The 23111-nt window shown below is 35.3% G+C and carries 24 protein-coding genes; 9 read left to right on the forward strand and 15 right to left on the reverse strand.

Going from position 1 to position 23111, the window contains the following annotated elements; all coding sequences use genetic code 11:
* From DSM02_RS08970 to DSM02_RS08990, 5 genes are all read right to left on the reverse strand, one after another.
* Positions 1-894 carry an alpha/beta fold hydrolase gene (locus tag DSM02_RS08970; RefSeq protein WP_128765303.1) on the reverse strand — a complete coding sequence of 298 codons (894 nt, stop codon included), beginning with the start codon at positions 892-894 and terminating at the stop codon, positions 1-3.
* Positions 891-2366, reverse strand: a complete 1476-nt coding sequence (locus tag DSM02_RS08975; protein ID WP_128765304.1) for an SLC13 family permease — start codon at positions 2364-2366, stop codon at positions 891-893. The genes DSM02_RS08970 and DSM02_RS08975 overlap by 4 nt, the downstream gene beginning before the upstream one ends.
* Position 2367: 1 nt before the next feature.
* Positions 2368-3273, reverse strand: coding sequence for an AEC family transporter (locus tag DSM02_RS08980; protein WP_128765305.1), 906 nt, complete (start codon positions 3271-3273; stop codon positions 2368-2370).
* A gap of 73 nt (positions 3274-3346) precedes the next feature.
* Complete coding sequence (locus DSM02_RS08985) at positions 3347-6349, reverse strand: TonB-dependent receptor (RefSeq protein ID WP_164918272.1); 3003 nt, start codon at positions 6347-6349, stop codon at positions 3347-3349.
* 149 nt (positions 6350-6498) lie between these two features.
* Entirely contained in the window at positions 6499-7662 is a 1164-nt protein-coding gene (locus DSM02_RS08990) for a FecR family protein (protein ID WP_128765307.1), read from the reverse strand.
* Positions 7663-7760: 98 nt separating this feature from the next.
* On the opposite strand from DSM02_RS08990, the gene DSM02_RS08995 reads away from it, so the two are divergent.
* The gene (locus DSM02_RS08995) at positions 7761-8297 is read left to right on the forward strand and encodes an RNA polymerase sigma-70 factor (protein WP_128765308.1); all 537 of its coding nucleotides are present in this window, start codon (positions 7761-7763) and stop codon (positions 8295-8297) included.
* Between the two features lie 384 nt (positions 8298-8681).
* Here DSM02_RS08995 and DSM02_RS09000 read toward each other — a convergent pair whose 3' ends face one another.
* The 3 genes from DSM02_RS09000 to DSM02_RS20355 all read right to left on the reverse strand — a co-directional run bounded on the left by DSM02_RS09000 (position 8682) and on the right by DSM02_RS20355 (position 9476).
* Positions 8682-8867: a hypothetical protein gene (locus tag DSM02_RS09000; protein WP_128765309.1), complete on the reverse strand. Its 186-nt coding sequence runs from the start codon at positions 8865-8867 to the stop codon at positions 8682-8684.
* A 77-nt stretch (positions 8868-8944) separates the two neighbouring features.
* On the reverse strand, positions 8945-9103 hold the full coding sequence (locus DSM02_RS20350; protein ID WP_164918273.1) for a hypothetical protein: 159 nt from the start codon (positions 9101-9103) through the stop codon (positions 8945-8947).
* 226 nt (positions 9104-9329) lie between these two features.
* Positions 9330-9476: a hypothetical protein gene (locus DSM02_RS20355; RefSeq protein WP_164918274.1), complete on the reverse strand. Its 147-nt coding sequence runs from the start codon at positions 9474-9476 to the stop codon at positions 9330-9332.
* Positions 9477-9687: 211 nt separating this feature from the next.
* Here DSM02_RS20355 and DSM02_RS09005 point away from each other — a divergent pair, with 211 nt between their 5' ends.
* From DSM02_RS09005 to DSM02_RS09020, 4 genes are read left to right on the forward strand one after another with little or no spacing between them, the layout of a single operon-like run.
* Positions 9688-10194, forward strand: a complete 507-nt coding sequence (locus DSM02_RS09005; protein WP_128765310.1) for a hypothetical protein — start codon at positions 9688-9690, stop codon at positions 10192-10194.
* Between the two features lie 13 nt (positions 10195-10207).
* Positions 10208-10873 (forward strand): hypothetical protein, encoded by a 666-nt coding sequence (locus tag DSM02_RS09010; RefSeq protein ID WP_164918275.1) that lies wholly within the window; start codon positions 10208-10210, stop codon positions 10871-10873.
* A 3-nt stretch (positions 10874-10876) separates the two neighbouring features.
* Positions 10877-11674 (forward strand): sensor histidine kinase, encoded by a 798-nt coding sequence (locus DSM02_RS09015; protein ID WP_128765312.1) that lies wholly within the window; start codon positions 10877-10879, stop codon positions 11672-11674.
* A 54-nt stretch (positions 11675-11728) separates the two neighbouring features.
* Positions 11729-12376, forward strand: a complete 648-nt coding sequence (locus DSM02_RS09020) for a response regulator (protein WP_128765313.1) — start codon at positions 11729-11731, stop codon at positions 12374-12376.
* Here the strand turns inward: DSM02_RS09020 and DSM02_RS09025 are convergent.
* The 4 genes from DSM02_RS09025 to smpB all read right to left on the reverse strand — a co-directional run bounded on the left by DSM02_RS09025 (position 12373) and on the right by smpB (position 16395).
* Entirely contained in the window at positions 12373-12885 is a 513-nt protein-coding gene (locus DSM02_RS09025) for a DinB family protein (protein ID WP_128765314.1), read from the reverse strand. The genes DSM02_RS09020 and DSM02_RS09025 overlap by 4 nt on opposite strands.
* Positions 12886-12894: 9 nt before the next feature.
* A complete protein-coding gene (locus tag DSM02_RS09030) occupies positions 12895-13275 on the reverse strand; it encodes a hypothetical protein (protein ID WP_128765315.1) in 381 nt (126 codons plus the stop codon).
* 41 nt (positions 13276-13316) lie between these two features.
* Positions 13317-15776, reverse strand: a complete 2460-nt coding sequence (locus DSM02_RS09035; protein WP_128765316.1) for a DUF5686 and carboxypeptidase regulatory-like domain-containing protein — start codon at positions 15774-15776, stop codon at positions 13317-13319.
* Positions 15777-15930: 154 nt separating this feature from the next.
* Positions 15931-16395 carry an SsrA-binding protein SmpB gene (smpB, locus tag DSM02_RS09040; RefSeq protein WP_128765317.1) on the reverse strand — a complete coding sequence of 155 codons (465 nt, stop codon included), beginning with the start codon at positions 16393-16395 and terminating at the stop codon, positions 15931-15933.
* A gap of 122 nt (positions 16396-16517) precedes the next feature.
* Between smpB and DSM02_RS09045 the strand changes: the two genes are divergently transcribed.
* The gene (locus DSM02_RS09045) at positions 16518-17267 is read left to right on the forward strand and encodes a DUF6503 family protein (protein WP_128765318.1); all 750 of its coding nucleotides are present in this window, start codon (positions 16518-16520) and stop codon (positions 17265-17267) included.
* A gap of 25 nt (positions 17268-17292) precedes the next feature.
* On the opposite strand, the gene DSM02_RS09050 is transcribed toward DSM02_RS09045, so the two are convergent.
* Complete coding sequence (locus DSM02_RS09050) at positions 17293-17832, reverse strand: SixA phosphatase family protein (RefSeq protein ID WP_240674018.1); 540 nt, start codon at positions 17830-17832, stop codon at positions 17293-17295.
* Positions 17833-17951: 119 nt separating this feature from the next.
* Between DSM02_RS09050 and DSM02_RS09055 the strand changes: the two genes are divergently transcribed.
* Positions 17952-18137 (forward strand): CsbD family protein, encoded by a 186-nt coding sequence (locus DSM02_RS09055; RefSeq protein WP_128762623.1) that lies wholly within the window; start codon positions 17952-17954, stop codon positions 18135-18137.
* 76 nt (positions 18138-18213) lie between these two features.
* Positions 18214-19506 carry an anthranilate synthase component I family protein gene (locus tag DSM02_RS09060; protein WP_128765319.1) on the forward strand — a complete coding sequence of 431 codons (1293 nt, stop codon included), beginning with the start codon at positions 18214-18216 and terminating at the stop codon, positions 19504-19506.
* On the opposite strand, the gene DSM02_RS09065 is transcribed toward DSM02_RS09060, so the two are convergent.
* A complete protein-coding gene (locus DSM02_RS09065) occupies positions 19503-20138 on the reverse strand; it encodes a Crp/Fnr family transcriptional regulator (protein ID WP_128765320.1) in 636 nt (211 codons plus the stop codon). The genes DSM02_RS09060 and DSM02_RS09065 overlap by 4 nt on opposite strands.
* A gap of 225 nt (positions 20139-20363) precedes the next feature.
* Here DSM02_RS09065 and DSM02_RS09070 point away from each other — a divergent pair, with 225 nt between their 5' ends.
* The gene (locus tag DSM02_RS09070) at positions 20364-21134 is read left to right on the forward strand and encodes a YebC/PmpR family DNA-binding transcriptional regulator (RefSeq protein ID WP_128765321.1); all 771 of its coding nucleotides are present in this window, start codon (positions 20364-20366) and stop codon (positions 21132-21134) included.
* Between the two features lie 48 nt (positions 21135-21182).
* Here DSM02_RS09070 and DSM02_RS09075 read toward each other — a convergent pair whose 3' ends face one another.
* A complete protein-coding gene (locus DSM02_RS09075) occupies positions 21183-22988 on the reverse strand; it encodes a mechanosensitive ion channel family protein (protein WP_128765322.1) in 1806 nt (601 codons plus the stop codon).
* Positions 22989-23111: the final 123 nt, after the last annotated feature.

A 23111-nucleotide genomic window follows, 5' to 3' on the forward strand; every position in this document is an offset into this window, starting at 1 on the left:
CTAATTTTTCGGTTTTAAAGGTTTAAAAAAATCAATCAAAGCTTTCGTTGTTTCAGTGGGGGCTTCTTCCGGCAAATAATGTCCGCAGGGCAACCCAAATCCAACTACATCATCCGACCATTTTTTCCATTCTTCAATAACATTATATTTTCGGCCAACGAAAGCTTTTTCGCCCCAAATACAGAGAACAGGACATGCTAATTTTTTGCCAGCATTGATGTCTAATTGATCTAACTCAAGGTCTATTGTTGCAGAAGCTCGATAATCTTCACAACTAGAATGTATGGTTTCAGGAGTAAAACAGCGTAAATATTCTTGTCTTGCTTCTTTTGTTATGGCATTTTTATCCCTGCCCCATTGACCGAATTTTTTGTTCAAGAAGTACTCAGGGTCTTCTCCTATCATTTTTTCCGGAATGTCATTTGGTTGAATAAAAAAAAACCAATGGTAGTATGCAGTTGCAAATTCCATATCGGCTGTTTTGTACATCGTATAGGTCGGTGCAATGTCCAAAACCGCCAATTTCAATATGATTTTAGGATAATCTAACGCCATACGGTGGCCAACTCTACCGCCACGGTCATGACCGGCCAAATAGAATTGGTCAAACCCAAGAGATTGCATCAATAAAATTTGATCCATACCCATTTCACGTTTTGAATAGGGGAAATGTTCAGTATCGGTCGGTGGATTACCACTATCCCCGTAACCTCTTAAATCTGATGCGACAACCGTAAAGCATTTTGCGAGTTGGTCCGCTATTTTATGCCAGATATAATTCGTCTGCGGATAGCCATGTAATAAAAGTAGGGGAGGACCGCTACCTCCAATAACATAGTTTATTTTAACGCCGTTAACCTGTTTGATATGATTTTTAAATGCTTTGAAAATCATAATTTTTGTTTCAAATGCTTAGGAAAACTATCTATTGCGATGTCCCATAATTCCGGAAGCAGAAAATAGACAAATAGTGTGAGTAGAACTATAGAAATTATGTTCATTAAAAAACCTTTATTCACCATATCCGGTATTCGAAGATAACCCGATCCGAATACTACCGCATTAGGCGGTGTGGCAACGGGCAACATAAATGCACAGGAAGCTGCAACAGCTGCACCTACCATTAGAACAAAAGGATGTACATCTATATTTAAAGCCATAGGTGCCAAAACGGGTAACAACATTGCCGTAGTGGCCAGGTTTGAAGTAATCTCGGTCAAAAAATTAACAGCCGCTATTAAGATGAGCAACAGCAAAAATAGATGAAGCCCGGATAAACTGCCCATTTGAGAGCCTATCCATATAGCTAAACCACTGGTTTCAAAACCTTGTGCGAGAGCCATTCCACCTCCAAAAAGTAATATGATTCCCCAAGGCATTTTTACAGCTTCATCCCAGTTAATCAAAGTTCGCGTCCTTTTCTTATTGGGTATAAGAAATAATAATATGGAAAAAAACACCGCTATTATTGTATCATCAAGAGCAGGAAAAATTGCTTGTAACAGATAAGATCGTGTAATCCAGCAAAAAGCAGTCAGTCCAAAAACCATGGCGACCATCTTTTCTTCGTAACTGATCTTTCCTAAATTATTTAATAAGCGTTTAATTTCTGTTTTGCCTCCAGGAAACTTCTTTTGCTTAAATGTAAATGCATATCGGGTAAGATAGACCCAACAAATAAATAGTAATATTAGGGAAATAGGCAAACCAAACATAAACCATTGCATAAACGTAATTTCATACCCGTAGGTATCTGAGATTACTCCAGCCAGCACCAAATTGGGAGGAGTACCTATGAGTGTCGCAACACCACCAATTGATGCACTGTAAGCGATGGCGAGCATAAGAGCCTTGCCAAAGGTCTGGTTCTCATCTTCAACAGTATCGGGGTTATCCTGCAATTGCTTTATGATAGCAACCCCTATAGGCAACATCATAACCGATGTGGCTGTGTTTGAAATCCACATAGACAAAAATGCGGTTGCACACATAAACCCTAGAATGATCATACGAACGTTAGAACCTATGATGTTAATGATGTTCAGTGCAATGCGCTTATGGAGGTCCCATTTTTCAATAGCGATGGCAATTATAAAACCACCCATATACAGGAATATATATTTGTGCCCAAAAGAAGCTGCTGTGGTTTCCAAATCCAAACCGCCAGACAGCGGAAACAGGACAAGAGGTAACAAAGCTGTTATTGAAATAGGTAAGGCCTCGGTTATCCACCAAATGGCGACCCATGCAGTACCTGCCAAAATTGCGACACCCTCCTTAGAGAGCCCTTCAGGATGGATGAATAAGTAAATTAGAAAAAAGGTGAGTGGACCAAGAATAAGGCCAATTATTTTCTTTGTATTCATATCAATAGATTATAAAATAAATTAGAATTACGGTCAAAATAGATACAGGTATACCCAGTCCCGGCATTAAAAAAGATAAATCTGGTTTTAGACCAAGTTCTGCAGCTACAATTGCAATGGTATTCATAGGTCCAAGACCAGCACCAAGTACACATACCTTTGCAACTAGCGTATTATGTTCTCCCAAAAAAAAGAAAAGTAAAAATACTAGAAGTGGAGCTATTATAAGTTTATAAGATTGTCCCAAGAGAAAATAGTTTTTATTCCGTTTTACAGATTTCATACTTACGTTAAGCCCAATGGTAAACAAAGCCAAAAATGAAAAGGGTTTTGCTAGTATGGCAAGTGTTTCATTCATAAAATCAGGAAATTTTGTATTGGTAAATAACAGTATAAATGCCAGCACCATTGCTAAAAAGGGTGGAAATATAACAATATCTTTTATGAGCTTCACAGCACTTGTTTGTTTTTGGGCGTACCAAAAACCGGTAAAAACCCCTATGGTATTGCAAACCACAAAAGTACCTGCGAGGGAAAGAATAATACCTAATGCAAGACCTTTTGGACCTAAAAACATCTCAAAAATGGGAAAACCTGCAAATGAAATGCTTCCGATTCCCGAGGTCATTATGAGTACAGCTCTTGCTTTTCTTTCAATTGGTCTAATCAAATTAACCAGTTCAAAAAAAAGAAAGGAAAAACCATAAATGATCCACGGTGATACTATTAACCAGATGTGTTTTTCAGAAAATTCAATCTCCGGGAGATAGCGTAAGGTTAGTATAGGTATAAAAAAATGAATAAGCAGTTTGTTGAGTTTGCCACCTAAGCCTTTGGGCGTTACGCTGTATTTTTTACAGAGTATGCCTATTAGTAAAAAAGCAAAAAGGACTATTGTTTTTTCCATAATTTTAAAGAAGTGGCCCCCGTAGGAGCCACTTTCTACAAACAATCTAACTCAAACAACGCAATTAGAATTTTTAAAAGTTAATGTTAAAACTTGTATAATAGTATGCTCCATTAAATCCAAATTGATTTGAATTTCTAGAATAGGGAATCTGACCACTTGAATAGTTAGAGGCCTGCCCTATAGCACCATCTCTTGTATTGTTCCACTTATCTGGATACGTATCAAAAATATTGTTGCTACCTATAGACCATGTGAAGTTATCACTGAATCTAAAGGAGATTGATAAATCGACTAGTGCTTTATCACTAAATACCTGTACCAGTCTATCTCCCGAATCACTTTCAATTACGTTAGGATCTTCCAAGGACAAACCACCACTTGCCGCTTGAACTTCTCCAAAGTGTGTCATACGACCTATAAAGCCAAATCTGCCCGTATTGTAATTAAGGCTGGCCAAAAGCTTGTATCGTGGCTGTGCTACTTCTATTAATTGAGTTGCAATCTCACCTAGTAGTTTAAAATCCGGATCACCGCCAGCGGTAAGCTCAGCAGGCGCAGCTTGTTGACTTACCACCTCTGTTTGGTTTAAGGTCAAAGCTAAACTCCCTGAGAAATTACTTTTCTCTGAAAATCGCTCTTTGTAAGCTGCTACAATATCTACACCGGTTGTTTTGGTACTAATCGCATTTGTGAAAAAGCGAATTTCACTCGCTTCTGGAAAGAGCGCTGCAACTGCCGGAAAATCACCTGTATCCAATCTTTCGGTAATAACAATTCGATCATTAATATCTATACGGAAAGCATCTGCGGTAAACAGTAACTTACCTCCAAGTAATTTAGCAGTAACACCTATATTATAGTTATTTGAAATTTCGGCCTCTGGATCCTTAACACCTAATTGCGCCAATCTTGGATCGTCACTCGATACCTGCTTAGTAATTACAATGACATCATTTTGTACCGTTGAAGTATTCACCCGGTTACCTATTTGTGCTACAGATGGCGCTCTAAAACCTCTGTTGTAAGAACCTCGTAAGGCAATGTTTTCAGTAAGCTTGTAGCGACCTGCCAATTTACCGGATAAGTTACCTCCAAAGTCACTGTAATTTTCATAGCGAACTGCTGCTCCTAATAAAAATCTGTCAGAAAAATCTTTTTCGACGTCTACATACATAGCAAAATTGCTTCTTGACAAATCATTTTCGTCAATATCAGCGATACCTGGTCTTGCACTGGATCCTATTGCCTTGCCTTCTGTAGCTAATGATCCAACTTCAAAGGATTCTGGTGAACCTTGCTTTAATAAAAATCTATCGGTACGATATTGTGTTCCAAAGGCTAAGTTAAAGGTTTCGCTAAGCGCTTTAGACATGTTGAACTCTCCTATGGTTTGTCTAAAGTCATACCTTCCTACTTTAAATTCAGTAGGGGAGGCTGAACCTAAAGAAGGATTTACCGTATTATTAGCAAAAAGATCCAGATAGTTTCTACCGTAACTAAGACTTAAGTCATAGTTCCAACCTTCTCGTGTAATTCTATCCACACCTACCACAGTTGAAACATCTACAGAAGAACCGGGAAGTTCTGGTACAAAACCATCAGGAAAAATACCTAAAGCCGAATTTCCAAAATTGGAAGGTGCTCTAAAAAAACCATAGGCTAAAATATCTTTTCTGGATACACCTCCAAAACTGTATAATTTCCAGTCTTTTGTACCGATTGGCAACCCTGCGTTGTAAAATGCTTGATAGGTATCATTTTCATTTGAACCATAATTACCTACAACTACATCTCCCTGTGGATAAAACCCTCTATCTTCTCTTGGATTAGCCGTATCATAAGGGAAGTTAGGAGTAGGACCCGTTTGATCGTAGTCATCTGGTGTCTCAGGATATATTCTTCCTGTATAAGAATCAGACCTGTTAGTTCCAGAAAAGGTAAACATTTCTAAGGTTGTGTTAAAATAACTCCCCTCTTTACCTAAACCAAAACCATAATTAATACTGTGCTTAAAGGTAACACCATCGCCTTCTTTATGAATACCTGCTGTACCAATGTAAGTACCCTCACCTACCGATTTATTTAAGTTTAAATTGATTATACCGGATATCGCATCTGAACCATACTGTGCGGCTCCACCATCACGTAATACTTCAATTCTGCTAAGTGCACCAGATGGGATGGAGTTGATATCAGTAACAATGGTACCTAAACCTGGAGAAACATTTAAATTCAAGGTTGAAAATTGATGTCTTCTTTTACCATTGATCAATACTAGCGATTGGTCTGGCGACATTCCTTTTAAGGTAGCTGGTTCAGCATAGTTGGTAGTTCCGTTCACACCATATTTTGCAGAGTTGAACGATGGGGAGGAAAATTGAATTTGCTGACCTAAATCTGTCTGTCCTGTTAAAGCCAATTCTTTTGCCTCTACCACGTCAACCGGTACTGGTCTATTTACATCTGTTCTGGGTTTACCTCTTGATCCTACAAGAACCACATCGTCAAGTTGCGCGGCAGCGGCTTCTAATTGCACTTCAATAGTATCTTTATCGGTAATGTCTATTTCAGTAGTTTTAAAGCCTACATAGGATATGACCAGAATATTCATATCCGCGGGCACCTCAATTGTAAAATTTCCATCAAAATCTGTCGTAGCCCCTATAGTTGTTCCTTTTACTAGGATATTTGCTCCAGGCAATGGGTATCCTCCATCGTCTTTGACTACGCCCTCTATAACAGACTGCATGGAAACAAGAGTGGGACTGGACTGTTCTTTTTTGGTCAGGACAATTTGTTTCCCATTTATCACAAAATTGAAACCTGCTATATCAGAAAGATTTTCAAGCACTTTTTCAACAGTTTCTTTCTTAGCAGAAAAAGAAATTTTTCTAACTACATCGATTTCGTTCACGTTATAAAAAAAACTGTAATCAGATTGTGATTCAATCTCATCCAATACTTTTTTTAATTGTACCTCTTTAACATCAAAATCAATTTTCACTTGTGACAAAACCGTATTTGCAGGTAATTGAAATAAAGCAAAAAACGCTAAGACTAAACTTATTTTCATTTTAAAGTTCATTTTTTTTCCAGGTTCCTCTTTGAGAAAAACAAGGTTTCTTCCATGATTTTTCATAATTTTAGGTGTGTTTAGATTGTTAGAATTATTACTGATGATCTATTATTAAAAGGGGGTGTTCGCAGCACTTCCTTTTTCTTTTAATTAGATATTGTTATAACGTTATTATTTTTTTCATAGTTAAACGGTGTGCTTAATTCAATGGTTTTTAAGATTGTTTCCAAGTCTTCGTTATTAAATTCTCCTTTAAAAATTTCATTATCTAGGTTTTTAGCCTTGTTTATAAATTTCACATCGTACATGCGCTCCAATTTTATCAGGATTTCTGAAAACTTTAGATTATTTATAATCAATTTGCCCTGCATCCACGCGGTGTAGATATCTGTATCTACCACGGCTTTATCAAGCTTACCATCCTTTTTATTATAAGAAGCCTGATAACTGGGGGTTAATCTCAACTCTTCTTCCGGAGTACTGTTTCTGTAAACACTTACGGCTCCTTCTACCAAAGTTGCAGTTACAGACTCATTAGTATCATAAGATGATACATTGAATTTGGTACCTAAAACTTTTACATCTATATCTTTAGCATTAACTATGAAAGGTTTTTTTGCGTTTTTGGTTACTTCAAAGAAACCTTCGCCCTCGAGAAATACTTTTCGCTCCGCTAATGAACTCACAAATCGCTGCGGAAAACGCAACTTAGAACCAGAATTTAAATGCACTGTTGTACCATCTGACAAAATGATCTTAAACTTTTCTCCGAAGGGAATGTATATTTCGTTATAGACTAATTTTTCTGAACTTGAAGATTCGTTTGCTAAGAATGACAGGGAATTATGATCATTTTTAGCAACGATGTTCCCTTCTTTATCTTTAATCTGGTTATCATTTTTAGTGCTAATTACTTTCTGGGTACCATCAGCAAGTGTTATAATAATTTCATCTTTAGGATCAAGAGTATTTTCATGAAGTGTCACATTTTCATTTACAAGTTTTTCGCTGGTATACTCTTTTACTTGATAACCTATAGTAAATAACAGCGCAAAAACAGCAGCGTACTTAAGCAATCGATAAGTTAACTTAGGAGTCTGCTTTTTAGCTTTTGTAGCACTTATAAATTTTTGATAGGCCTTTTCTGCATTAAAATCAATCGAGCTATCTGGATTGTATTTTTGTATCTTCTTTTTAAAAACCTCTAAATGATCAGGATCCTCAAGAACCCATTTTTTTAATTCAAGCTTTTCCTTACTGGAAATAGTCCCTTTTAATAATTTATTGATAAGTATTATTTCTGATTTCATTATTGATATAGTCAGTTTGTCAACTCTATGATACAATTTTGATAAAAAACCCCTATCTATTTTTAATTTTTATTAATTTAGAATTTCTGATATACTAAATGGACGATAAAAAATTATTAAAAAAGTTACGGAAAGGAGATACCGCTGCGTATAAATATTTGTTTTCAACATATTATACCTGGTTGTGTAATTATGTCTTAAAACTTTGTAACGATCCCAGTCTGGCAGAGGATATAGTGCAAGATACGATGATTAATTTTTGGGAGAAACGAGACACAATTTTAATAACAACTTCCTTAAAGAGCTACTTATTCCGTTCTTGTCACAATCAATTCTTACAACATATAAGAAAACAAAAAATAAAGTTTGATTTTCTGGATAATATACGATGGGAAGTTATCGCAAGTGCTCAAAAAGAAGATACCAGTGCCAGAGATCGTGATTTAGAGAAATTAAATAATCTTATAGATAAGCTACCACCACGGTGTAAAGAAATTTTTATTAAAAATAAAATTCAGAAAAAAAAGTATAGAGAAATTGCTGTTGATATGGGGATTTCAATAAAGACTGTAGAGAATCAAATGTCTAAAGCCCTTCACTTTTTAAAGGAGAATGCCAATTCATTTCTAATCTAACTGGTGCAGCTGGAAGCACATTTATCGATTTATTTTTTAGTATATATAATATTGGACTTTAAAAATTTTATTGTTCTTAAAACATTTTATCTTCTTTAAGATATTTGCGTTTACATCCTTTAATACTGCTTGAATGCGTAATCCTATTTGTTTTGTTATTTAAAGCCTGAAGGCAACAATAGTGCATAACATTATTAATATTATCGCCGGTGATGTCATATGTTTTAGCCATTAATGATAAATCGACCTCTACTAAAACTAAACTTGTGAGATAAAGAATTTTCCCAAAGTTAAGTCTTGAAGCATAATCTGGCGTGGTAAAGTGTATTATAGACTGAAACCTGCGAGTAAAGGAGGCATCTATATTTGATTTAAAATTAGAAGCTAAAATATTAATCCCCGCAGTTCTTCAATCTCCCTTTTTGTTTTTTCAGCTAAAATAAGATCATCCCACGTGAGGGGTGTTTCTAATTTTTTAGCAGAAAATTCTATGCTCAATTTAGGGTCTGGTATTTTTCCTGTAATTTGGAGCTGTGCATAGTCTTTTTCTAAGACGAGTTGTCTATTCATTATAGATTCGTCCTAAAGTGGTTTTTCAATTGAATAACTTGATTTTTGATAAGCGCAGTTTCGGCATCAAAATATAGTCAAGCAAATGCTCGTTGTTCTACTTGAGCACCACCTATTAGATATATTGCAGTTTCTCCGGTAGGTAAAAATCCGTGATGATTTGTACCGTTTAATCCTCCTAATTGTGGAAGTTCTCCACCTTCAGGATAGACATCATTTACAGTTTTTGAAATCAATTCAGGAGCTAAATGTGGGTAAGTGTAAGGAGAAGAATTGCAATTTCTTCTTATGCTAGATCAAGCACTTTTATATTTTTTTTTAAAGAATCAGCAAGCGTATCCACTTTAAGAGCAGATGCATTTTTAAAATCCAACGACGGATTTTTTCAACGCCAGCTTAACAAGTGCTACAAATTGCATTGCGCTTTCAAAACCAGCATTAGCCTTATCAGTCTGAGCCATTCTAGTTGTCTAACTCTTGATTTTCCTTATTAAGATTATCTATAAAGTGAGCAATAGAATCTAAAGATACCTTGTCTGAGACCAGACCATAATCATTTATATAGATCGCTACTTGCTCACGTAATATTTCAGGGGCTTCGTAAAGCATATTAATGGAGCATTAGATTTTTTGTCTTTTTTAAATATTTGTTTATAATAGCTGATAATCAGGTGTATAAACCTGAAAAAGCTTGCTTAGAATCCCTTTTTTTAATTCCTGAAAACCCCTATCAATTAAGGGGTTTTTACCCTATTTTATTGAATAATAGATTCTTAGATTTAAAATGGTTTATTTTAAAAATCTAAATAAATATTTAATTATGAATCGTAAACTTTTAAACAGAACATTGCTTGTTTTGGTAACCTTTACTTTAGTCCTTACATATGGCTGTATGGATCAAAAAGACCAGTCAGCGAAGCCTCCTAAAGGAGTAATTTCAATTGAAGAGGCAAAAATACTAGACCGAACATTTACTGAAACACGAGTTGAAGCCATTAATAAGGCCATAGGTATGCCAGATAGCCGATCTGGCTGGTGGTCTATTGAAGATCTGGAGCAATATATAGCTTATGCTAAATCACAAGCAGCAGAAAAAGGATCAAAGGTAAATGGATTGAGAGTATATTTTGGTGCTTATCCTAAAGACCATTCTGATGAGGATGTAGCTGGCTACTCAACACTGTTTATTGTTCCTACCGGAATGAAAGCAGTTGAAAAAGCCGGCTTGATAAATTTCAATTCTTTTTTACAAAGTAATGAAGATCTAGAGATCGCACCGCTTAATATGGGGCACTTGAGAAAGCCACCTCCAGAAGATTACCAATAGAAGCTAGAATCATATGCAGGAATTGAGCTCATATTCTCAGTATTTAGAGTTTATCGCGATCGTGATAGGATTTCTTAGATATAAGGAGATTAAAGATTTTAAATTTAAGTATGTTTTATTCTTTCTGATTTATGTTTTTATAACTGAAATTTTTGCCGGTGTGTGTTATGATCTTTTTGGATTTGTAAACACACCGGTCTATAATGTTTACGTATTAGTAAACTTTGCATTTTTTATTGCCTGGTATCATTCGGTACTAAAGTCACTTATACGCAAAAGAATAATCAAGATATTATTTTTATTTTATGTTTCATTCTGGCTTATAGATGCTGTTTTTTTAGAACAGTTTCTTGTAGATTATTTGACATATTCTTTTTCTTTAGGAACGCTATTCCTTATTGTTTCAGTTTCTTTTTATTTTATTGAAATGCTCAATAGAGAAGTCGTGATGCACATAACTAAGTCTCCTTATTTCTGGGTTTCGTTTGGCATATTAGTTTACTGTGTTACGTTCTTACCGTTTTATATAACTTATTTATTTTTTCTTCAAGAAAACCCTATAATTTTAAGCATCGTATTATTTTTAATCAATTGTATTCAGTATTGTTGCTTTGCTATTGCCTTTGTAAGGGCAGATCGTTTTACGATAGAGCATCCTGTTGATAACAACTCACTTTAAGCGATGAATCCTATAAGATTTTATGATTTACAAGAATCTTTTGAGTTACTCATTTTTGTGTGTTCATTGGTGCTGCTCGCATTTCTAATTTTAGTTTTCATTTTATTTACAGTTTTTCAAAAGCGAAAAATAAAATTCATCACAGAACGTAATGAAGCAATTTTGAGATATCAGGAAGAGGTTGCACGTACACAGCTTGAAATACAGGAAGCTACGCTAAAGAACGTAAGTTGGGAGTTGCACGATAACATTGGTCAATTGCTATCTGTTGCAAACTTAGAACTCAATATTCTCACAAATACACCAACTTATAGAGATGAAGAACCGTTAATTGAAATTAAAGGTTTAATAGGTAAATCGTTACAAGAAATACGATCGCTATCTCGCAACTTAAATAGAGAGGTAATTAATCAAATAGGGCTGATTGAAAGCACAAAAAACGAACTAAACAGATTAGAACGTTTAAAGATTCTAGATACTACCCTTAATACTTCAGGTGCGATCTGGCAACCACCCCAAGACGATGCGCTTATACTTTTTAGAATTATACAGGAGTTTTTAAACAATGTCATAAAACACGCAAAAGCATCTCTTTTAAATATAGATTTTGAGTTCAGTGAACACGAAATTTTGATAAAAGCAGAAGATAATGGTATCGGCTTTGACATAAATCTGATAGCTGTTAGTTCGGGTTTGGTAAATATGAAAAGTAGGGCAGCTCTTATTAATGCTGAGTATAGTCTGCATTCTGTAAAAGAAAAAGGTACTGTTTTAATAATCAGGTATTTAAAACGAACATGAAAGAATTATAACTACCTTTGTAAAATTACAAGTATCAACTAACCAAATTTTATTATGAATAATTACGTAGTGGGGGTCGTTGACGATCACGTACTCTTTGCTCAATCGTTGCAGGGACTCATCAATAGTTTTGATGGGTTTGAGGTAGCTTTTATGGCTCGTAATGGTAATGATCTAATTGGTAAAATGAGCCAGACTTCTAAAGAACCTGATATTATTTTATTAGATATCAATATGCCGGTAATGAACGGTTTTGAAACCTTAAACTGGCTAAATGAAAACCATCCCAACATAAAAACGATAACCTTATCTATGGATGATGAAGAAGAAACCATTATCAATATGCTTAAGGCAGGAAGCAAGGGCTATTTATTAAAAGACATTCATCCAGATACTTTACATTTGGCTCTTAACGAGGTGATAAGTAAAGGCCATTTTTATACAGACAATGTGACGACGGCTTTATTAAAAGGTGTTTCTAGAAAAGATGAGGACGAACTTCAAGATAATTTTTCTCAACGTGAATTAGAGTTTATGGCGCTTGCCTGCTCTGATAAGACTTACAAGCAAATTGCTAGCGAAATGTGTCTAAGTCCCAAAACAATAGATAATTACCGCGATACTTTATTTAGAAAACTGGAAGTTCGCAGTAGAATAGGCCTGGTTCTATATGCTTTAAAGAATAAAATAGTGAGCAATTAGTCTGCTTTTAAAACACTAACTGTTACAAGTAGCTGGCCTAGATGTCGTTGGCTGTGCTCACCGGCATGAAAGAGTAAACCAAATAGCGTGGATGGTAATTCTTTTCTTCCAACCGTTCGGGTTTCTGTGAGAGTTTCTGAATCTAAAGTTTTAAAAAAACTTAAAGCTTCTTCAACGTTATCTTCAAAAGCTTTCAAGAGTTCTTTTATTGATAGTGCATTATTTTGAACTCCTTCGAGTTTTATATATTGAAATTGATCTTCACTTAATTTTTTAGCTTTAGCATAGGTAAGCATTCGATCTAAAACACCGGTTAAATGTTGTAAATGAAACGCAACACTTGCACGTCCTGAAGGCTTTTTCCAAAGTTTTTCCTGAGGAAACTCACTGAGCCAAAAATGCAATTCTTCTATTGTTTGCAATAAAGCAAAGGCAACAGGTTGTAGTAATACAGGAATATCTTCAACTGGACCTCTTAGCCACACTTCAGGTTGTTTTAATTTTTCCATAGAAAGGATTTAGCAACCACATTCCCCATAAATAGGAGTAGTATAAATTGAACCGTCAGCAGCAGTAACCTTAAGTGTACCTTCTCTGTGAAATAACTCTTGATCTAATTGAACTTCCTTCTCAATATCAAATTCAACTTTATAGTATGTGTTAGATTTGGGATCAACAGGAACGAGCGTATCTGCAATACTTATAAAAGCCGGCGTAGCCTCATAGCTGTCTAAGTAAATAAAGCGCTGGTTTTTGAAGTTTTCTTCTGAAGTGGCATAATAACAACTACATCCCATAATTTCAGAAGGGAATCCTTCAATAGTGCTTAATTTTAAATTTTTATCTGGTTTACAAGAGAGTAACAAAGTACAGGTTAAGAGAGATAAGAAGTAACGCATTATATTGTTTTTGAAGTCTAAAATTACAAATTCTAGTAATGCTAAAAACTCAGTCCAAACATAAATGCACCGTCTTTATTGGGACCGTTAATAGAGCGAACGTAATCTATTCTTAAAAATTTCAGCTTACCAAAACCAAGATTACCTATACCCGCAGAAAACTCATAATAGGGTTTGTTTTCCTGTGTTATTAAACTGTGACCTCCAAGTATAAGATTTGCATTTAAAGCTCGTATTCCAGGTATTTTACCAAGAACAAAACCTTTAAAATTATGTTCCAGATGTCCTTCAAAATAGCTGTTGTTTGTACTAAAATCATAATAGGGCAACAGATTAAAACTGTTAAGATGTCGCCCTTCTATATTAATTCTAGTTTGATTGCCTGAGAAATGCTGGTAATCTACAAAACTAATGTTATCTGAACTTAAGAATGTACCACCCCGTAAATTATAACCAAAACTTCCTTTATTTGATATATCAAACTCTTGTTTAAGCTGTGCCGCAAACTGTGTAAAATTATAATCACTGTTTGAAGCTGCAAAGGTTTGCTCGACATCGAGGGTTAGCGTTGGATATTTAGATTCACCAATATTGAATTTTCCGTCTGGATAGCTCATATATTTTTGATCAAAATTAATAATAGCTCGTGCATTAAATTTACCCAGTTGATGTGTTTGAATTGCTGCAGTATTAAAATCTTCAGGTGCTAATGGATTATTTGAGGTATAGTCAACACGGTTTTTGATCCATACCTGATCTGTCGTGTTAAAGAGCGGCGAACGCTTTTCATAAGAAGCGTTTGCATAGAATTTAAATCCATTAAAAAGTTCTTCACTATAAAATAGTCGGGCATAATCCAGTTCATATACTTTCATATAATTACGCTCCCAGAATAATGTAGAAATACTATTTATTAAAGTTGAAATAGGTTCTCTTGCGTTAAACTGTTGAACTTTTGTACCTCCAGAGACACCTATACTTCTGTTTGAAATTCGATTAAAACGTTTCGTTAAACTCCCCGTAAAACGTAAACGGTCATCATCTATTCCGTAATTGGCATCCAGACTAGCATAAGTAGCTTGTTTGTAATCTTCAGTCCAGGTACTATAAAATAAACCTGTCGAGGCATTAAACCCCTGTACGGTATTGAAACGCAGTTCTGGTAACGGACCTTTATATCCCACACGCCAGCGCTCATAAGTATTGGTGTATGAGTACCCCAACAAAGGGTCTGCAAAGCTGAATTTGTTACTCACCCCATCAATAGAATCCTTATACGGTCTAGAATCGCGTATTTCTTGCAGACTATCTTTTACTACATAATCAGAGCGTTCTTCTATAGTTAACGGCACCGGACGTATTTTTTGCCAAAACAAACTGTCTTTTTTATTGGCTTCAGTCTGAAAGCTCAACACTTCGTTACTAAAACTCGACTTTTCAAATTGGGGTTCAAAGTTGTAATTGCTATATACAGCGGTAAATCTTCCGTTACCACCAAAACCTAGAAGTTTAAAGCTAAAGTCTATACTTTGTGAAATTTTAACCCAGAGTTCTTTTTCGGCATCGTATTTAAAATTGTGCTTAAAAACCAATTCCTCAACAAACGGAACTTGTATCGCAGCTCCTGTAGTTTTAAGGTCTGCACCATACAATTGCCAATCATCTTCTACAACATAAATGATTCCTTCAAAAATGCGATCATTTTTACGTTTAGGTGTGACTTCAATTTTATTGATGAGTTTTTCGCCTTCGCGAAAAGCACCCACGAGCTTATAATTGTAATAATTAAACGCATTATCAGCTATGGGAGAAACCAACTGCGAATTGATCTCAAGCGTGTTGTTGTAAAAAGAATAATCAGCCTCCTGAGCACTGTTGAAGCTAAAACCATTATCGTTACCGCTCACTTTACTCGCGGTAATCGTTTCTTTAAAATCATCAGGAGCTTGATATGCAATTTTAGAAATGGTCTCACTCAAATAAACTATACCGGTTCTAGTAGAGTCAAGCCCACCACCTAAATCACCTATTTCCTGACCTAAAAATTTCTCGGGAGCATTTTCTACACGCCACAAACCTCTGGAATAAAAGTCAGCGGTATAAGCATTTTGCTTTTTTAAGATTTCAGGTTTTTTATTGATTACTTCCCTGATGATACGATCTGCAGGATTACCTTTTGCATCTACAACTACTTCATCAAGCGAAGTGGTTTCTTCAGCTAAAACTGTATTGAGCTCATATGGAAATTGATCAATATCAACATCAACTTCCTTTGTTTTATATCCTAAAAACTGAAAAATCACTGTGTGTTTTCCGGTTTTAGAAAGTGATAGTGAGTAGTTTCCGTCACCGTTAGTTGCCGTTCCGGTAGCAGAATTTTTTAAATAAATATTTACGTAGGGCAGAGGCTCGTTGTCATTATTTGTGACTAGCCCGGTGATTTGGCTGTAACCGTTAAAACATAAACATAGCGCTAAGAAAACAAGTAGCTTTTGGGTCATAATAGAAGTTTTTGCTCGGAGATTAAATTATAATAAGCTAAAAGCTAGTTTATTGGCACCGCCAATGGGTTTAATTCCCAGATATAGTTTACTATTCTTTAATTTTCTCGAAGTAAGTTTCTTTAAAGACGCTCACTACTTTTTAAGTGTTGCACTAATTGTTAAAAGCTTTTTTAATTTGACCTAATCTTTTCTTAGAGTCCCGGTCTTTAATAGCTTCACGCTTATCGTATAGTTTTTTACCTTTAGCCAGTGCGATTTGCATTTTAGCCAGACCGCGATCGTTTATAAATAAACGTAATGGTACAATTGTGAGTCCGCTATTGCGCACTTCTTTAAGCAACTTGTTAAGTTCACGGCGGTTGAGTAATAACTTACGACTACTCTTAGGATTATGGTTAAAATAAGTAGCGTGAGAATACTCTTGAATGGTCATATTGATCACAAAAAGTTCATCCCCCTCAAACTCGCAAAAACTTTCTGCGATAGAAGCTTTACCTTCTCTAATCGATTTAATTTCGGTACCGGCAAGTTTGATACCCGCGGTATATTTATCAAGAATCTCATATTCAAAACGAGCCTTCTTGTTTTTGATATTAATTGTATTGGTCTGTTTCATAACACTGCAAAAATACTAATTTCTTAGTTGGACTACTATTGCTTTTAATTGCTTTAATTTTGTGGTTAAATAACCCTAGAACGCGCAATAAATTTATAGCCGCTACCCTTAAATCAATTAAAATGAAATATAGAATTCTTTATATATTAAGCGCTTTATTTATCTTTTCCTGCAAAGAAGAATCTAAAAAACTTGATGCAGATACCATCATACAAAAAGCAATTTCTCAAGTTGGGGGTAAAACTATAGATACGTCTACAATTACATTTAAATTTAGGGATAAATACTACAGAGCGAAACGCAATAACGGTTTATACCGTTTAGAGCGTAGTACCAATGCCGCTTTTAAAGATACGTTGGATCAATTGACCAATTCTGATTTTAAACGTTTTATTAATGAAAAAGAAGTGCCTGTTGCAGATTCGTTAATCAGCTCACTTTCCGGAAGTGTAAACTCTGTGCATTATTTTTCGGTTCTACCGTATGGCTTAGATGCCGAAGCGGTAAATGCTAAAAAGGTTGGAGAGACTACGATAAACGGAAAAACCTATTATGAGATTCAAGTAACCTTTAGTCAAGAAGGTGGTGGAGAGGATTTTGAAGATGAATATATGTATTGGATAAATACCAAACATTTTACTGTAGATTTTTTAGCTTATAATTATCACGTAAATGAAGGAGGAACGCGTTTTAGAGAAGCATATAACATAAGAGAAATCGAAGGAATTCGATTTGTGGATTACCGCAATTTTAAACCTAATGAACAATTTCCGCCATTAGAAAGCCTTGATAGTTTATTTGCAAATGGTGAGCTTGATTTGCTTTCTAAAATAGAACTACAAGATGTTACCGTTTCTGAAAATCAAAAATAAATAGGGAGGGTTTCCCAAAGGGGATTTACTCTTGGCTCCAGCTGTTAAAATCTTTTATTTCAACTTCGGTGTTGCCATTATCTACTTTTACAACATATAGATAACCATATTTAGAGTCATCAATCTCATCATATTTGTTTTCACCCACAATAGCATTTACAAAAGCTGGAGTGGTATTACTATGACCTACGATCAAAACAGTTTTCCCTGCTGTTTCCTGTTGAAATACTGTGTTATATAGATTTGTAGGGTCATAAAGTTGTATCTGCAAATCGTTTTGATTTGCTGTAGGTAGGGCAGTGCTTTTTGTTCTTTTAAAATCAGTGCTATAAACCGCATCAAAATCAACATCTTTTAATTCATCTGCCCAGAATTTTGCTCGTGCTTCTCCAATTTCTGTTAGAGCAGGATCATCACCAGCATTTGGGCCTCGTTCTTTGTCGGAATGTCTTATAAGGTAATAGGTAGCTTCCTGAGGATCACTATTGGCCATAGCAGTTTCCTTCGGCTTGTCTTTACAAGAAAGGATAAAAATGGCGAGCAGTGGTAAAAGCAATTTAATCATGAGATGATAGTTTTAAGCAAATTTAACGCTTGTCAAGCAAAGATTAGCGTTTTATTAGCGCAAATAGTCTATGCTTCAGACTAATTTTAGGTATAACTAATAATTAAAAAGTCAAAGCTATGAATAGTGATCAATTAGAAGGAAAATGGAAACAAGTAAAAGGAAAATTTAAAGAAGAGTACGGTGATGTGACTGATGATGATACAACTCACGCTGAAGGTAAATTTGACCAGATGCTTGGTAAGCTTCAAGAAAAAACCGGAAAAACTAAAGAAGAACTTAAAGACTGGATTGACAAGCAGTAATTGTTTTTCAATTTATTACAGAACCGCTAAGAAATTAGCGGTTTTTTTATGCGCTAAACTGTAATTTCGCAAATCTATGCGAATTGTAAAATCTAAAAAGCTTCCGCTAAATTGTGATATAATCGATCTTCTTCTGGATTGGATTGAAGATGAGCCGGTAAGTTGCTTATTTAGCTCAAATACGCATAAAGATATTTACGGATGTTTTGATGTTTTGTTGGGCATAGGAGCAGAGCATTTACTTAAGGCTTCAGTAGGAAATGCATTTTCTCAACTCGCTAACTTTCGTAGTGAACGTAACGATTGGATACTAGGATACCTTTCTTACGATCTAAAAAACGAACTGGAAGATCTACATTCTCAAAATAATGATAAACTCGATTTCCCGGATCTTTGTTTCTTTCAGCCTAAAAAATTGATACGAATACAAGGAGGGATTATTGAGTTTTTATATTTACCTCTTTATGTGGATGAAATAGAAATAGATTTTCAAAATATTTTCAAATCGCCTTCTTGTAAAAATGTAGTAAAGCCTTCACCTGCTCCTAAAATAAAAATGCGATTCAGCAAAAAAAAATATTGTGAACAGGTATCTAAAATGCTAGATCACATCAACCGTGGAGATATTTATGAGGCTAATTTTTGCCAGGAATTTTATACGGAAGAAAAAATCAATCCTATTTCTTGTTTTAAAAAACTCAATTCACTTTCTGAGGCACCATTTGCAGCTTATATGAGACTTAATGGGCACTACGCATTATGCTCTTCTCCAGAACGCTTTTTGGCCAAAAGAGGAAACCAACTCATCAGCCAACCCATAAAAGGAACAGCACGTAGAAGTATCGATCCTACTGAAGATTTAAAACTCGCCGAACAACTTGCTAAAGATCCAAAAGAGCGTACCGAAAATATTATGATCACTGACCTGGTACGTAATGATCTTTCTAAGCTTGCTAAGAAAGGTAGTGTGGAGGTTAAAGAATTGTGCAAGGTATATACTTACAAGCAAGTACATCAGATGATCTCAACTGTAACTTCAATAATTGATGAAGAAGCAGAGCCTGTTGAATTTATAAAAAAGGCATATCCTATGGGGAGTATGACTGGCGCTCCTAAAGTTTCTGCATTACAAATTATAGAAGCATTAGAAAATTCTAAAAGGGGTTTGTACAGTGGCTCTATGGGATATTTTACTCCCGAAGGTGACTTTGATTTTAATGTAGTAATTCGTAGTATTTTGTATAATTCTGCAAAACCTTACGTATCTTTTTCTGTGGGTAGCGCGATCACAGCAATGGCGTTACCTCAAAATGAATATGAAGAGTGCTTACTTAAAGCTAAGGCGATGCTGGAGACTTTAGACAACTAGTTTAAGTCTAGTAATTCTATTTTATTTCGGTTAATTTTTAGCTTTCCTTCTAATTCTAATTTTTTAAGTAAGCGTGAAATTACTACTCTGGAGGTATGCATTTCATAAGCAATGTCTTGATGTGTGCTGTGTATTTCGTCAAGCTGGGTAAGGTTTTGCTTGTCTCTCAAATACTTCAGTAAGCGCTCATCCATACGCATAAATGCGATACTGTCTAAGGTGTCCAGCATTTCTTCAAGTCTGTTCTGGTAGCTGTCAAAAATAAAATTGCGCCAGGATTTATATTTAGAACTCCATTCTTCCATTTTTTGGATAGGAATCATAACCAGCACCGTATGCAATTCTGCAATGGCACGTATTTCGCTTTTTCTTTGACCACGGGTAAATGAGAGCGTGAGTGCACACGTATCTCCTTTTTCAAGAAAATAGAGTAGGAGTTCGTCACCGTTTTGATCTTCTCTCAATATTTTAATAGCACCACTAATGAGCAAGGGCATAGCAGTGATATACTGACCAATATCCATAAGCATTTCACCTTCTTTAGCCTCTTTTAAGATTCCGGCTTCAGAAATTTCTTTTAAAAGTTCTGTTTCAAAAAGATGCGCGTAATTGAGGTTCAGTAATTCTTCCATACCTTAAAAATAGCGTTAAAAATGTTTTTTACTCGATAATCGAGATTTAAATGCTTCGAGAATTTTCTCGTCTAAAAATATATTATTCAGTTTAATGCTTTCCGGGCTTGCCCCGAAGTAGTTATCTAAGCTATATCCATCCCTATAAAATTTAAAAAAGGGTTAAAATACTGGCAATCTGTATACAATCTTTTATATTGATTTTAGACATAAAATACAGTTGAAATGGCAGGACATAGTAAATGGGCTAATATAAAACACCGCAAAGGAGCTCAGGATAAAAAACGTGCAAAAGAATTTACCAGAGCGATCAAAGAGATTACGGTAGCTATTAAGGAAAATAATCAAAACGGGGATCCAGATTCTAATCCGGTTTTGCGAAATGCTATACAAAATGCTAAGGGGGTAAATATGCCTAAGGATACTATAGAACGAGCTATAAAGAAAGCATCTGGTGCAAATGCTGATTCTTATGAGCAACTCACCTTTGAAGGTTATGGTTCCAACGGAATCGCATTTTTTATAGAATGCACCACAGATAATTCTAATCGAACTATAGCCTCAATACGTTCGATTTTTTCTAAAAATGGAGGAAGCTTGGGAACTAATGGTTCGCTTGAATTTTTATTTGATCGCAAAGGAGTTTTTACCTTAGATAAGACTAAAATAGAACGGGATTTTGAAATGCTTCAATTAGAGCTTATTGAAGGCGGGGCAGAGTCTTTTGAAAATCACGAGGACGTTTTTGTAGTATACACGCAGTTTACAGATTTTGGTAAAATGTCTCAACATCTTGAAGAACTTAATATTGAAACTAAAAATGCCGAATTGCAACGTATTCCTTTAAATACAATTGAATTACCCGTTGATCAAGCACGGAAAATATTGAATCTCATAGAAAAGTTTGAAGATGATGATGATGTACAAAATGTTTTCCACACCTTAGAATTCACGGAAGAATTAGAGCTTGCTTTAAATGACGAAGAGGAAGAATAAAATTCTTCCTCTTCAGATAACATTATTATCTTTTCTTTATAAAGTTTACTAATCTTTAGATAGCTCGTCCTTTTTTTCGTTTTTCGTTCTCTTTTTAGGTTTAGAACCTATATCTGCCACCAACTTATTTTCAAACTGAATACGAGATTTAGAAAGGTGTTTACCGTCTTCTAAAGTAGAAATATATTTAATAAGCTTTTCGCGTAGGATACAGTGTAAATCCCAAGTGGCAGAAGCATCTTTAGCACTACATAATGCTCTTAACTTGATTGAATTTTCGGTAACATCTACAACCTGAACGCTGGGTGGTGTATCGCGATCCCAATCTTCCTCATCCTCTAACAATTCATAAAATTTACTGCGTACATCTTCCACATTAATTTTATAATCTGCATAGATAATAATTGGTCGTACCTGATGTGCGCTGGTCATCGACCAGTTTTCAAAAGTATTAGAAATTACATATTTCAAAGGCACAACTAAGCGTCTCAAATCCCAGGTGCGTACGACCATATAAGTAAACCTGATGTCTTCAACATAGCCCCAATCTTCTTTTATTATTACCGTGTCACCAATACGTGCAGGGCGTGTAATTGCGATTTGTATACCCGCAATAATATTACCTAAAGTACTTTGTGCAGCAACACCAAGAATTACTGTTGCCAAACCTGCGGAAGCTATTAATGAAATCCCCAGTTTTTCTAAAGACCTGAATTGAGATAGTATAACCGAAGCTCCCACGATAATTACTACAAACGTGATCACCCTGCGCGCTACAGATATATAAGTCATCATCATTCGAGCTTCGTTATTTTCCTCGGGGTTCGCGTCGCCTATTTTGGTTTCGGCTACATAGACCATAAATGAATCGATAAAGCGCATAATAAACCAAGTAATCGTTCCTATTACAGCAATTAAAAGAATTGCGTATAAAGTGCTTGCAAAAGAACCTCCAAAAGAAATGAGCTTATTCAGAGCTATGTAAAAGAACAAAACGCCTATTGCCCAGCCGGCTGGAGTAGCCAAACGTTTTGCAATGGTTTTTACCCAGACTTTATCAGATTTCCTAAACATTCTGCGTAAAATAAATAAACTCAATTTACCCAAAAAGTAACTTAGTATAATAAGAATCAGCGTTCCTACAACTTTCCAAATAGGCATATTGAGAAACCGTATACGCGCCCAGTCTGGCATCATTCGGTCTAATTCACGTGGACCGTAAACAGCGTAAAGGCTATCTATATTTTCAACTGTGTTTGCAGAGATCAACCAGAAGGCTCCAAACTCTTTATACTTTACTCGCTGCATACGTAAAACAACATCTTTTCCATCGAGATCAATTTCACCAAAAACTACACTACGCATTGGTTTACCGGCGATAGCTTGATTGGTGTTTGTACTCATATCTATTTGACCATCTGGACGATCAGATAATCCTCCCCAGTCTATTTTCACACGTTGATTGAGTACAAAATATAATTTTTCAGCTAGGGTTTCAGCTTGTTCTTTAGTTAGGTTATCTGGTAGTAGATTAAGGTTTAAGGCATATGCAGCATCTTCAAAATTACCATTGCGAGAACTTACTATAAAGTGTTCTAAAGTGGCTTGAGGAGACTGAAAATTGAATGTATTGGGCGGTAACCCTATAGGTATATTGAGTCTGTTTAAAATGAAATAAGCTTCATTATATTCTTTAATTGCATTGGGTAAATAACGCCCGTCTTCTGGCACTGTAGGCTTACTAGAGGGTAAATCTCTACCGGATGTTGTTTGTGTAGAATCTTGAGCAATACTGCTTAGAAAACAAAGATTTAACAATAGGATAAGGAGAAAGCTGCTTTGGTTAGTTTTCATATTTTGAAATTTACACTCAAAATATAAATTCAGGTATTAGCGTTTCGTTAAAACTCAATTTTTCAGCAGTATAAATGATTAGTTAAACTTATAAAATCTGCTATTTTTATTGAAAAACTATTC

It is taken from the genome of Leeuwenhoekiella polynyae, from assembly GCF_004104075.1.
Classification (GTDB): Bacteria; Bacteroidota; Bacteroidia; order Flavobacteriales; family Flavobacteriaceae; genus Leeuwenhoekiella; species Leeuwenhoekiella polynyae.